The sequence below is a fragment of the Bartonella sp. LB28NMGDW genome (genome assembly GCF_042194435.1).
In the GTDB taxonomy this organism is placed as follows: domain Bacteria; phylum Pseudomonadota; class Alphaproteobacteria; order Rhizobiales; family Rhizobiaceae; genus Bartonella; species Bartonella grahamii.
Genome location: NZ_JBHIMX010000002.1, coordinates 146,363 through 161,086 on the forward strand (window position 1 = coordinate 146,363; position 14,724 = coordinate 161,086).

A 14,724-nucleotide genomic window follows, 5' to 3' on the forward strand; every position below is an offset into this window, starting at 1 on the left:
ATAAACTTCTTGGATTTAGATGAAAACTTTACTCGCTATTTTGTTGAATGCAATTGACTTTAACAGTGAAACTTCAAAAACCCCTTTCCTTCCTCAAATAAGTGTTGAAACATTCATAAATGTTTTGAATCCTAAAAGAGAGAGCATCAAGGTCTGAAAAAATTGCCGCGGATTATGATGATGAATCTGGATTAATACTACCTTTATCCGTGTTTATCCCTGCACTAACAATTTTTTCTCCACACACCTTAAAGGACAAAGATTCTACCCAATCTGATCTGTAAACAATCCAGATTTTTATTGAGTTCGTTCCACTTGATAACAAATCATGTGATTCACTTATACAAGACTTACCCTAAATATTCACCCTGTGCTTTCAAAATACTTTGTCAAAAAGACTTACATGCCTTATATCACCAAACCTCAAATGTCAGTCTTTTATGGTACAGCAGGATAGGCTCACAATTATAAATTGTGCTGCAAATTATAGATACACTCAGCGTAAAAGAAAAACATTAAAAAATAAGAGAAGATTTATTATAAAACTTTTTTACTGTTGTAGATTGCTTTAAAGCAAGCTTTGCTGTTTTTTCTACATCCGAAACTAAAGTGATATTCCTCCAATACCTTAACTTCTTGAAGAGTTTATAAATGCACAACGTTAGTGCTTATATAAGGCTATGATTTCAATATGAAAAAAAACAGATGAAAAGTAAAATGACATTCCTCTTTCTTTTAACCGCCTAAATAGAAAAATACGGCATATAACTCTGATAAACATTTTTACAAAAAATATCTTTTGACCTGCATTTTAATACTTTGATTTATAATCATAATTTATTACTTTACATCTTAAATAAAAGATAAAATGTAATTTGCTTATTGTAAATTTTCTCTATATTTATGATGAATTAATCAAAAGCACTTGTTGTACGTCATAAGAGATATTGGTGTATGCATAAAAACTCTTAAGATAAGCAATAAAAATACCTCTACATTTTCAAGTGAAAAGATTGTCGGCAACATGAGAAGCTGGAAAATAGAATGATAATGCCGGCTTATATCTTTAATAAATACTTATACCTTTATTAACAATGGTAGTATGGATTTTATACCATTCATAAGAGGTACTTTATATCATTTCACAAGCAATCTTATGAAATAGGCTCAAGCCACATTGAGAAATGTTTCTTTAAAACAAGCACATGAATTTGCAACACAATAGTGTTATATTTTGGAGTGTTCTGTTTGGGGGGCTATTCATTATAAGAAAAGTGATCTCATTCAAAAACACAATAAACAAAAATCGAATATTTCAGATATATTTCTTCACGCCTCAAAAAATCTTCTTCTTTTATAGGATTTCTAGTCTATGTATCCTTCCTCAGATTTAGAAATGAGAGACAAAAGACAAAGAATTTATTTTTTAAATTCAATCTTTAATAATCTCTTTCATAAAAGAGACCAATGCTAGAATTTTGTTCATTTCCTATGGCACCTTTAGCTTTGAGATGACGCGAAATATCTAAATTAATTGTTCCTTTCGTCGTTCCATCGGACCCTGCTTCAAAGCCCAAATAAATATTATTGTGTATGTAGCGTCCAATACGTAAGCCTGTATTACCCTTCTCATTAACGATAACATCAAGATCATCAAGCCCAATTTTAGTTCGTAAAGTATTCAACAAAGATGTATTAGAAGCACCTGCAAGATCAGCCGCTGCTGCTGCAAGTTGAGCAATCTGAAATGGTGATAATTCATTAAGAGAGCGATTAAAAATCAAACGCGCCAAAATCTCATCCTGAGGCAAATTCGGTTGTGAAGAAAAATTAATATCAAGATTATCAATCGTCCCACTTACCGTTACAGTGACGCGAATATCACCACTGTTATTGTTGGTTACAAAATAAACCGTAGGATTAAGATTACCGCTAAAACTCGCTTGCCCTTGATCAAAATTAAGACGTTGCGAAAGAATATCAAAACGTCCACGAATCATTCTAAATTCACCAACTGGATGCACATCATTCAATGGGCCTGCTAGATTAATGCGTCCTCCAAGTTCAGCATCTAAGCCTTTTCCGCGTACAAAAAATTGATTGCGTGCTGTAATACTCATATTTGATAACACGACAGATGAAGATTCTTGTGTAACTATACGGCTTTTGCTTTTGTTCGTTTTCTTAACATCAGCACGTTCAAGTGTTGTTTGAATCGATTTAGTTAAATTCTTATTTCTAATATCAAGAAACTTAGCACTTTTAAAATGATCAGGAACAAAAACTTCAGCTTTTTCAACGATGATATCACCACCAACAACAAGATCATTTAAAAAATGACCTTTCATTGTCATCTCACCTGACAATGTTGCCAGAATCATAGAACCATCATTATAATTGGCATTATCAAGATGAAATATCAAATCTGTCTCTAGACCATTAGAGATACGACCTGAAGCAGAAATTCTCCCCCCCTCAAACGAAGAAGCTGAAGCTTTCTCTATAAGGATATGATCACCATTTAATTTGCCTTCAAGCGTTATATTATTCAATCCTACATTTGTTTGTGAATCAAAAAAGCTACCGTCGCCTATAGAAATATTTCCTATCAATTGTGGCTTTGATAACGTTCCATTAAGAACTGTATCAATTCTTGCTGTACCCGTTATATGTGCACCACGCTTAGCTAATAAGAGATTAACAAAATCAAGAGGCATTATCCCTTTAACGTTTAATTTTGCCTCTGAACCATTAAGAGATACAGGCCCATGGACGGAAAGATCTAATCCTTTATCTCCAGTAGCTATCATATTTTCAATATGAAATGTCGATTTTTTATAAGAACCACGAGCATTTATATTGATTGACATTGGTCCTTTATGCGTCATAGCGGTTAAATTTTGACTAGAAAGCTCAAAATGAGCAGATGGATCCTTCATTATTCCACCAATATCAATTTTGCCTATCAGTGTCCCATCAAGCGCTTGTCCTGCAATAAAACCATTCGCCAAACGTGCAGATAAATTTTGCAAATTAATATGAAGATCAAGCGTATTTTTCTCTAGAGATACATGCCCCTGAGCTTCTGCTTGTACTCCTTCTCCTGTTAAATTTGCATTTAAAGTAAGATTTTGATCTACAGTGTTTCCCGTAGCAGAAAGAGAAAAAGGCATAATTTTTTTATCTTGAAAAGCAACGGTTGTCAGTCCCTCACCTTTTATATCGTACGTTATATCAGGTTTTTTTAAATGACCACGAATCATAACATGCCCTGTTACACTCCCTGCTGCTCCAAGATCGGCTTTCCACAGATTGACTAAAGTAGCAGGAAGCGCATTCATTGTAAGTTGCAAATTCAGGGTATCTTGAATATTCCCTGCTAAGATGATGTTGCCTCCATTTATTGCAATTCCTAATTCATTGATTGTCATTCCATCTTTATCAAAAGCAATTATGGATGGTTTCAGCAATGTTGCATGAAAAATGTGTTGTTTTAGATCCACAGTTTCAATTTGCACTTCTCGTTTTATACTGTCTGGAAGTTCCTCAACCATTAAACGACCAGAAAGCTGTGCATTGAGAGTATCATGCAACATCGCTTGGACAGTAAAAACCGTTTGTCCATTATTTCTATCGGCGTGAGCATTTAAACGATTGACCATTATCAAAGGTGTTTGAATATGTTCTGCATTGATAACTCCTTCAAACTGTGTCATGCCAAAAGGATCGAATATGTCAGCATCTATTGCCAATTTTTTTATTTTATTCTTGGAAAAATTCAAATGGCTAACATGCGCCTTCACATTGGTTTTTTGTCTGCCATTTTGTTCATCAAAAATAAAATCTCCTTTTACTTTTCCACTACCATCCTGCAAAAATAACGCTGAAAGTACAGAAATATCATCGGCATCAATATGCAACGCTCCTTTCAAAAACCCCCCAAGTTGTTGAGAAAGAGCACCCGTTATTTTTGCACTTCCCCCTCTAATATCGATATTTTCAAGTTTTCGAATTTTATGAGAATCTTTAAAAGAGGCCGATAAATGCAAAGGTTTCTTAGCAAAAATCCCTTCACCTTTTACCACCCCCGTTAAAGCAGTAACTGGTGCTGTATTATCTATAAGTGCATCTATGTTAAATGTTGTGTTTTGAAGTTTCTTCCCTACGATTAATGCTTCAGCAATATGAGCACGTGTATTTAGTTTTATATGGCTATTGCGCCCTCTCGCCGTACTTTCAATCGTAAGCGCACCGCTTATCTTTGGATCTAATTTGGACAAATCAGATATTTCAGCAGATAGATCCATTTTAGCGCTTTCATCTGAAAAATAACCATTAGCCTTTATGTTTGTATATTGATTTTTCAAATTAAAATGACGAAAAATGAAACCCTTCGTATTTCGAGTAGCACCACCTGAAAGAGTGATGTTTCCTTTGAATAAACGATCAAAAGACTGCACGCCTATTTTCATATCGTCAGCCATTCCTGATAATTGGAGATCAAAAATGCCACTCAATAAATTGATCGTTCCTTTGGCTTTAATATCTGCACTACCAGAAAGTGATTGTTTACTGAACACTTCCAAAGGAGTTAATGTTTGAGCTTTTAAACCGAGATCGCCTTTAAAAACAAAACCCTCCATTGTCCCTTTTAACCAAGAAGAAAAACCCTGAGCCGTAACACTCAGATCATGAATCAAAATTGGTTTATTCGAAACAATATCCGTATCTAAATGCACATGAACCGCTTGGCTTAAATTTTCTACTAACGTTCCCTTAATTTTTTTAACCCCTTGAAGCGTTCCTTTAACCTGAACACCAACATGACGAGAAGCTGCATTATCAAGATTTTCGCTTACTCCTCCCATATCAAAAATTGCATCGCGAATATAAATATTTTTATTGCTTAAATGACCTACAACCAACCGCCCATTCCAAGATTGTTGCCCTTCGCGACCATAGTCAATGTTCAAAGCAAGAGTATTCGCAGGTTTTGATACTTCCGATACAGGTAAATGAATAGACTCCTGTTCGTTATCAAGAGCCATTTTACCATCAACAAAAAGCCGCCGCAAAAATCCATCAGCGGTTATTTCAGCATTGGCTATAACATTCATTGCTTTGCTCTGAATAACCATCTGATCAAGGTGTGTCACACCTTCTTTTGTTCTTCTTGTCTTTGCTTTTAATGTTATATCAGATTCGAAGAGACTACGATATTGAGAAGGTATTAAAGGGCTCAGTGTTCCCTCTAGTTTCGTAGAAAAACTGTGTCCTTCTGGAACACTTGCAAGAATAACATTACCATCTAAAATAGAATGATGATCGGACTCTAAAGAAAGTTTGATAACCAAATCATCAAAAGTACCATCACCTTTCACGACGAGATTTAATGCTGGACGTTGTTCAATGTTAAAAATATTCGCCAAAATACCATTTTGTGGTTCGTTAGCAGAAATATCAATTTGAGCTGTACGATTACTATCAGATATCTTGGTGACAACAGAAAAAGAACCTGGTGCATCTAAACGATGCGCCGCTATATCGACATCAAAATTACCACTAGCCAAAGTGAGATTACCTTTTAATGACATATCAGCAGAAAAACCAAAAAGATTCTGTTCAAATGTCACATGTTGAGCTATAAGCGTATTGATAGAAAGAGCAAGCGGCAATTTTGGTAAAGAGAACTTGCCCGTCCCAAGGGAAGAAACAAAAGAAGAATTGCCTTGCGGTTTGCGTAAAAATGTAACCTGTTCTGCCGAAAGCTGGTTAATGTCCATCCGCCCTCTCAGCAACGCTAGACGATTCCAATCCATTTTAGCATTGGTAATTTTAAGCCAAACCCCTTTTTTATCACTGACAGTAATAGCATCAATTGATGTTTGAGAAGACAGTGTCCCTTGTATATTATGTAAACGAACTTGACGATTGGGCGTTGAAAGCTTTCGTTCAATTAAAGAAACAAACCATGAGCGATCATCTGTTTTCATTTCGCTAGAGGGAAGAGTATCTCCTCTTTGCGCAAAAACAAAACCACCCACCCCAAAAAACAAAAATACAAAGAAGAAAGCTGATAAATGTACACCTTTTTTCATTAAAATGCTTGCCCTATACCCACATAAAAACCAATGCGAGGATCACCCTTCTCTCTCTTTAAAGGAAAGGCTAAATCAACGCGTAAAGGACCAAGACCCGTCATATAACGACCTCCTATACCGGCTCCCCATTTAATTTTTTGAGAAAAATCAAAATTCGCCTTTTCCCCTACGGCACCTCCATCAAGAAAACCGACAAACCCTATTTTATCATTTAAAGAAACACGCAATTCTGCCGATCCCTCAACAACTGCCCGTCCACCAACAACCGCATCATTTTCTGTTTTGATACCAATATTATGGTAAGCATAACCACGAACAGAGCCCCCACCACCAGCAAAAAAAAGCGTATTCGCGGGGATTTGTGCTGTATCATTCCCAAGAATTGTACCAAGCTTTGCCCGCGTAGCAAAAACAAAACGATTCCCTTCATCCAACGCCCAATAAGAACGACCTTCTGCTGTTACTTTTGCAACAAAGTTGCTAAAACGCATCTCATAAAAAGGCTCAATGAAAACTTCACCATATAAACCTTTTGTTGCATTAAGCTTATTATTACGACTATCGTAAATCAAACCGCTAGGGAAACCTATTGTTGTAAAATTACGGCTCCCAAAATAAATATCACGTGAATAACCATTTGAAACTTCTACAGCAGCCTGTCCCGATAGATTACCATTGAAAATATGTGTAATCCCTAATCTTCCTTTGATGGCCTTTGTCGTATAATTTTCTAGAACATCTTGTTGTATTTTTAATTCTGATCTGAGATCTGTATCTGGCGTGAGTACACCAGGCTTTATAAACGTACCACCGAAAAGATAATCAAAATTTTTAAAATTATACGATTGCTTTTTATTGCTACCAACACCACTTATTTTTGTTTCAATTTTAAGAACCTCTGCATGACCAAAAAGATTGTTATGCATCCAATAAGCTTCAAAACCAGCACCATCTAATGTTGAATAGCTACCGCCTACACCAAAACGACGCGGTTTACGTTCTTGTACAACAAGTGAAAGCGGTAAACTGCCATCTAGATTAATGGTATCAGCCTCACGTATATTGATAGCACGAAAAACACCAAGGCGCGCAAGACGTTCATTTGCCTTCGCTAACGCATCGGAATCGTATTTCTGACCTTGCTTCAATCCGGTCATCCATGCGATATAAGCTGAATCTACACGTGGTTTATTACTTATATTACGCACACTTAAAGGACCATAATGAGCCTTTTGTCCAAGATCAACAACAATCCGTCCTTCAACACGCAACGCAGCATGATCAGCCACGACCTCACTTTTCATAATTTTAGCTTTGGCATAACCTTGTTGACGCCATCCTTCTATCGCCCATTTTTCTGCTTTCAAAATGGTTTCAGATTTAGCAATAGCCCCAACTTTATAGCCCAATTCTTCAATTGTGGGCATTTTATGCGCTTTACGTTTTTCAAACGGAGCTACTTTATCAATATCTGCAATACTAAAAACATATTGTGGACCGGCATTAATTGTAATAACAATATTGGATTGTGCTGGAAGTTGAGTTACCGGACTTAAATCAGCGACTTCTAAGCCATTAATTTTAATACTAATAACACCACCGTAGCGTCCATCAGCATAAAGAGCAGAAAGAATTGCTCGATAATCTGAACGCGCCTTGGCTAGCAAACCAGAAGAACTGGCGGACGCTTTCTCTTTATCAGCAACAAGAGAAGAAACAGATTTAACTATTTTTATACCTTCTAATGGCGCGCCTGGCGGAGCAACAACATCAACTTTATAAAATCTCTCTGTACTTTTGGCATAATTTGAAGGAGAATTTGTTTTCTTTTGACCAAAAAAAGGTATGCCGAAAAAATCAAATGCAGCAAGTGGCTGTGGAAAAGCAAAAGCGAAACACAAGCCTATAAATACACAGCGCACAGTCCCTGATTTTAACAAAATTCTTGCCTGGTATACCATAAAATCAGATACCTTATAATACACTTTGCATCTACTACACTTTAAATAATATAAAAATGGGAAAGGTAAATATAATTACTTTGCACATTTTACACGTTTTATCACATCAAATAACATTCTGCGATACATAACGTCACCCTCCCCTTATATTTTCATAAAATTCTGCACTGTTGCATAACACGAACAGCCTCATTCTTTTTCCTTAACATATTTATTTAGCTTATTATAAACGTTTTATTGCGTTCCATACTATCATGGTTAAATTTGTACAAATGACTTTCCATGAGAACGCTAAAAAACTGCCTACGTATATAGATCTCTCTATAAAAAAAACCATAGAGATGCTTCTTGATTTTTATGCATAGATATGATTGTCTCTACAAAGTCTAAAGGGGGAAATAAACAAATGATCGCACGTGTTACAACTGTCGCTTTTCGCGGTCTAGAAGCAGTCCCTGTGGATGTACAGGTTATGATTTCATCTGGTAAAATAGGAATGGCTATTGTTGGATTAGCTGATAAAGCAGTTGCAGAAAGCCGTGAACGTGTACAAGCAGCCCTCCACGCTTGTGGACTTTCTATGCCTACTAAACGGATTACGATTAATCTTGCACCAGCTGATTTGCCTAAAGAGGGCTCGCATTATGATTTGCCAATCGCCGTAGGCTTAATGCTTGCTATGGGAATCCTCCCTCCCGAAGTAGCACAAGACTATATCATTTTAGGAGAATTATCACTGGATGGTTCACTTACCGCTGTTAATGGTGTTTTACCAGCTGCCATGACAGCTTTATCACTCGATAAAGGACTGATTTGTCCTTTCCAATGTGGACCTGAAGCTGCTTGGGCAAATGCAGAAATAAATATTCTTGCCCCAGAGACTCTGCTCACTATAGTCAACCATTTCAAAGGAACCCAAATTCAAAAACGTCCACAACCGCGCCAATATACTATCGAAACTGAACTTCCAGATCTTTGCGAAATCAAAGGACAGAAAACAGCCAAACGTGCCTTAGAAGTTTGTGCTGCTGGACGCCATAACCTCTTGTTTGTAGGACCTCCTGGTGCTGGGAAATCTATGTTAGCGCAACGCTTACCTTCCATTTTGCCACCTCTTGATAGCCGTGAGCTTTTAGATGTCTCTCTGATTGCTTCTATTACAGGAGAAGCGGTTCATAATACCATTTCACTTCATTGCCCCTTTCGTTCCCCACATCATTCTGCTTCCATGGCCGCAATGATTGGTGGGGGACTTAAAGGACGACCGGGAGAGGTCTCCCTTGCCCATAATGGTGTGTTATTTCTTGATGAATTGCCTGAATTTTCTCCGCAGGTTCTTGATTCTCTTCGTCAACCCTTAGAAAGTGGGGAATCGGTTATCGCCCGCGCTAATCACCATATTAGCTATCCTGCTCGCTTCCAACTCATTGCCGCAATGAATCCTTGCCGTTGTGGTATGGCAGGCGAAAAAGACCATGTTTGCGCTAAAGGAATACGCTGCCAAATCGATTATCAGTCCCGTATTTCTGGTCCTCTGCTTGACCGAATTGATTTACGGATTGATGTCCCTGCTTTGACAGCTATGGACCTTATGCAACCAGAACAATCAGAAAAAAGCTGCGATGTTGCCAAACGCGTCGCACGATGCCGTACCATTCAAGCTAAACGTTTTGCAACAATGGGGTTTGATCATATTCGCACCAATGGCGATTGCCCTGCCAAAATTATAGAACAGATTGCCATTCCTGATAAAAGTGCGACCACACTCTTACGAGATGTGAGTGAAAAAATGCACCTCTCTGCACGCGCTTATCATCGCATTCTCAAAGTTGCACGCACAATTGCTGATCTTGACGAATCAGATAATCTTTCACGCTATCATCTCGCAGAAGCTATTTCCTATCGACTAGGCACAGAAAGATTAACAGCTCTTAATTAAAAAACTATTCATCAATAAAAACTTATTGGAAAATACCGCAAATAAAGTTCTGTAAGTTTACCATCCTCTTCTAGAGATTTCAGCGCATAATTGAGTATATCAACCAATTTTTCATTCTTTTTTCCAACAGCAAGCTGCATTCCTTGTCCCAATAACTGTGGCGCCATATATGCCCCCCCAACAAAATGACAGCAATCAACAGATTTTTGTTTTTTGAACCATAACGATAAAGCAAATCCATCATCAAAAATAAGGTCAATTTTACGCTCCTGTAATGCTTTATAGAGCTCTTCTCTCTTTTTAAATTCTTGCCATTTTGCTTTAGGAAAATAATGATGAAAGAGCTTTTCGTGAATACTTTTAGACAAAACACCACTGGTTAAATGCACCAATTGATCGCTTATTGGCTCATCGAGATCTAAAAGTCGAGAAGCAACAAATCGCGCTGGAAAGCGCAAATATGACTTTGTAAAAACAAGATCTTGCTGGGTTTTACTTGTTTCTTTTAAACCCGCAATAATGACTTCTGCACCACCATTTTTAACATATTCTACAAGCTCTTTCCAAGGAATTACTTCTACTTCACAAAGCTTCTCTAATTTTAATTTTGAGCAAATAGCGCGCAATAAATCGATATTATAACCTGCAAGATGCCCCGTTTGATCAAGGAAATTAAAAGGAGGAAAATCAAAAGTTGTTACAAAACGCAAACGAAGAATATCCGTCGTATCAGGTTGTACCAAATGTTCATGCGAATCAAAAAAAGAAGGCAACCTTTCAGCTTCTCCGTAAGAGGAAAATAGAACCCCCCCTGCTACAAATAAAATACGAATAAAAATATTGTATGGATTATTGAATAAAAAGTACCATAAACGCAATTGAAGATGTTTTATATATATAGATTTTTTTATTTTCAAAATCTCTCCCCCATTTTTAAAGCTAAGATGCAACCCTTCTCAATTATTATCTAACGCACTTCACCAAAATATCTGGCGTTTAATAAATAAAATTCTTGCTATTTATAAAAAGTAATTTGAGAGAAAGGCGATTTGATTTTTTAAATATAAGAAATAAGCTGTACATACTTTAGTGGCACACTCCATTTTATCAAAACCATTTTCTTGCGTATCACAACCAGAGGGAGTATATAGACACTATTAAAGAAAAGAGTAAAAATACCCTTCAAATGCCGAGGGTTTTCTCAACATTAAGGTTGCATCAACATTTAAGAACCGGAAAATAAAATGATGATGCTGGTTTGCGCCTTATTGTCAATATGGGCAAAATGAGGGACATGAATCTTGTAGTATTCACAGGGTATTTTGCGTTATACTATTCAAACATCGTTGTAAAATGAGTTTAGGAACATTGAGAGATGTTTCTTAAAAAAGCGCGTGAATAACAGTGCAATGGGGCTTTGTTTTAAATAAGGGACGTAACCTCCATTACAGAAATGAGAAAAACAAAAGCGTAAGACAATGCGTCATCACCCCCATTCTTTAAAAACATCGCCGTAAACGTTTTTAAAAGTTGTAAAACTGAATAAAAGAACGATAGTGGAAACGTGCTTTTACATTTACGCCTTTATATTTTCCACATTTTAAAGATAACACAAACTAATATACCCAATATTTTCGCCTCAATCTAATATACAAAAATTTGAGCTGCTTAGAGAGCTCGTAACCTTTGTTTTAAATATACGGCAGCATTAGAATTGAAAATTGATTTATGGATAAAACAAGTAAGACCTTTGTTAGTTTAACACAAAAATGTATAACTAATTTTGAAACATCACGCATATGCAAAAATAAACAAAATAAATAGCATCATTATTGTAAAGCTTAATTGACCTCATCCCCACTCTCAAAGGAAAAGGATTCCTATTAGCGTTGACGTCTAGACAATCCTGCTTCTCTCGACTAATTCCTCGGGGCTATCCACTCATGCGCTTCATTTAACTAAAGATTATACAAATAAACCCTGCTCCGAATATTCACCACGCACTTTAAAAATACTTAATGTATCAAGGTAGTGCTTACTTTCCTTATATCACCGCCCTAAATGACGGAGTTTTACGACATAACAGTACAATCTCATTTCATCATTCTCTTCATTATATATCGACAGATATTGAATCTAGTTCTGATATACGGTAAATGTTTAATGTGGTTATTCCATAAATAACTGATCAGAACATTAAGCTTTAAAAAAGCAGATAGAATATTGTAAATTGAACACAGGAATGGACTAACTTATGAGTGATGAAATAACCTCAGCGGCACAAAGTGATGATTATGGCGCTTCTTCTATCAAAGTCCTCAAAGGTCTTGATGCTGTACGCAAACGTCCTGGTATGTATATTGGTGATACTGATGATGGATCAGGTTTACACCATATGGTCTATGAAGTTGTAGACAATGCTATCGATGAAGCTTTAGCTGGTCATGCTACTCTTGTAAACGTCACACTCCATGCTGATGGTTCTTGTTCTGTTCGTGATAATGGACGTGGGATTCCAACAGATATCCACCCAACAGAGGGTGTTTCTGCAGCTGAAGTTATTATGACACAGCTTCATGCCGGCGGAAAGTTTGATCAAAATTCTTATAAAGTTTCAGGTGGATTACACGGTGTTGGCGTCTCAGTTGTGAATGCATTATCCGTTTGGCTTAAATTGCAAATCAGACGGAATGGTAAAATTCATGAAATATCATTTACCCACGGAGTGGCTGATGCTCCATTAAAAATTATTGGCGATTGCGATAAAGAAAGTGGAACAGAAATCAGATTTTTACCAAGTTCTGAAACTTTTACTATGGTTGAGTTTGATTTTGAAACTTTGGAGCGCCGTTTACGGGAATTGGCCTTTCTAAATTCTGGGGTTTATATTCTCCTTGTTGACGAGCGTCATGCTGATACTAAATCAGTTGAATTACATTATGAAGGTGGATTAACGGAGTTTGTCAAATATATTGATCAATCAAAAAAAGCCCTGCTTGATAATCCTATTTACATTGCAAGTGAAAAGGATGGTATGAGCGTTGATGTTGCCCTATGGTGGAATGATTCTTATCATGAGAAAGTCTTGTGTTTTACCAATAATATTCCTCAGCGTGACGGTGGAACTCATTTGATAGGTTTTAGAAGTGCCCTTACGCGTCAAATTAATGGCTATGCTGAATCTTCAGGTATTGCTAAAAAAGAAAAAGTGAACTTAACCGGTGATGACTGCCGTGAAGGATTAACAGCTATTCTTTCTGTCAAAGTTCCTGATCCAAAATTTTCTTCACAAACAAAGGATAAGTTAGTCTCTTCTGAAGTGCGCCCTATTGTTGAAAGTTTGGTCAATGAAGGTCTTTCAGTGTGGCTGGAAGAACATCCTCATGAAGCAAAACTTCTTATTAGTAAAGTGGTAGAAGCTGCAACAGCACGTGAAGCAGCACGTAAAGCACGTGAGCTCACAAGACGAAAAGGGGCGCTTGATATCACTTCTCTGCCAGGAAAGCTTGCCGATTGCCAAGAACGTGATCCTGCAAAATCAGAAATCTTTATTGTCGAGGGGGATTCGGCTGGCGGTTCAGCAAAAAGTGGGCGCTCACGTCAAAATCAAGCAATTTTACCCCTTCGTGGTAAAATTCTCAATGTTGAACGAGCGCGTTTCGACCGCATGCTCTCATCTGATATGATTGGAACACTTATTACAGCTCTTGGAACGTCTATCGGTAAAGATGAATTTTCACCGGATAAGTTACGTTATCATAAGATTATTATCATGACAGATGCGGACGTTGATGGAGCCCATATTCGAACTTTGCTGCTCACTTTCTTTTTTAGACAAATGCCCGAGTTGATTGAACGTGGACATCTTTATATTGCTCAGCCTCCTCTTTATAAAGTATCGCGTGGAAAATCTTCCCAATATATTAAAAATGAAGCAGCATTTGAAGAATTCTTGATCGATACTGGATTAGAAGAAACAACGCTTGAGCTTTCAACGGGAGAAGTTCGTGCAGGGGTTGATTTGTATCAACTCGCTAAAGATGCTCGTATATTACGTCAACTTTTAGATGGTCTTCATACCCGTTATGATCGTAATATTGTTGAACAAGCAGCAATTGTTGGCGCTTTTAATCTTGAAGTCTTTGCAACACAAGAAAAAGCGCAAAAAATAGCAGATACTATAGCACACCGCCTTAATCTGATTGCTGATGATATGGAACAAGGTTGGAGTGGACAATATACAGCAGATGGAAACTTATGTTTTGAGCGTATTTTGCGTGGTGTTAAAGATGTTGTTACGCTTGATGTGGGACTTATAAATTCAACTGACGCACGCCAAATTGATCGCATTTCTCAAAATTTTATCGACATATATCATCCTCCTGTTCTTTTACGTCGCAAAGATAAAACAGAGCGTATTTTTGGTCCTATGAGCCTTTTAGAAAGCATTTTTACAAATGGTAAAAAAGGTGTTACTCTTCAACGTTATAAAGGCCTTGGGGAAATGAATGCTGAACAGCTTTGGGAAACAACGCTTGATCCTAATGCACGTTCTCTTTTGCAAGTAAAAATTAATGATGCAACCGATGCAGATTCACTCTTTTCTCGTCTCATGGGTGATGAAGTTGAACCTAGACGTATTTTTATTCAAGACAATGCCTTAAGCGTTGCCAATCTTGATATCTAAAGGTACTCTTCTGTTTTTAGCTGTGTAAATGTCGCA

At 37.0% G+C, this 14,724-nt stretch carries 5 protein-coding genes; 2 read left to right on the forward strand and 3 right to left on the reverse strand.

The features are described from left to right. Positions 1–1,439 precede the first annotated feature (1,439 nt). The gene (locus ACFIKG_RS02005) at positions 1,440–6,098 is read right to left on the reverse strand and encodes a translocation/assembly module TamB domain-containing protein (RefSeq protein ID WP_375651653.1); all 4,659 of its coding nucleotides are present in this window, start codon (positions 6,096–6,098) and stop codon (positions 1,440–1,442) included. Next, the gene (locus ACFIKG_RS02010) at positions 6,098–8,062 is read right to left on the reverse strand and encodes an autotransporter assembly complex family protein (protein ID WP_375651654.1); all 1,965 of its coding nucleotides are present in this window, start codon (positions 8,060–8,062) and stop codon (positions 6,098–6,100) included. The genes ACFIKG_RS02005 and ACFIKG_RS02010 overlap by 1 nt, the downstream gene beginning before the upstream one ends. A gap of 406 nt (positions 8,063–8,468) precedes the next feature. Between ACFIKG_RS02010 and ACFIKG_RS02015 the strand changes: the two genes are divergently transcribed. Beyond that, complete coding sequence (locus ACFIKG_RS02015; RefSeq protein WP_273722401.1) at positions 8,469–10,001, forward strand: YifB family Mg chelatase-like AAA ATPase; 1,533 nt, start codon at positions 8,469–8,471, stop codon at positions 9,999–10,001. An 11-nt stretch (positions 10,002–10,012) separates the two neighbouring features. On the opposite strand, the gene ACFIKG_RS02020 is transcribed toward ACFIKG_RS02015, so the two are convergent. Next, positions 10,013–10,918, reverse strand: a complete 906-nt coding sequence (locus tag ACFIKG_RS02020) for a transporter substrate-binding domain-containing protein (RefSeq protein WP_375626174.1) — start codon at positions 10,916–10,918, stop codon at positions 10,013–10,015. A gap of 1,337 nt (positions 10,919–12,255) precedes the next feature. On the opposite strand from ACFIKG_RS02020, the gene gyrB reads away from it, so the two are divergent. After that, positions 12,256–14,688 carry a DNA topoisomerase (ATP-hydrolyzing) subunit B gene (gyrB, locus tag ACFIKG_RS02025; protein ID WP_375651655.1) on the forward strand — a complete coding sequence of 811 codons (2,433 nt, stop codon included), beginning with the start codon at positions 12,256–12,258 and terminating at the stop codon, positions 14,686–14,688. Positions 14,689–14,724 lie beyond the last annotated feature (36 nt).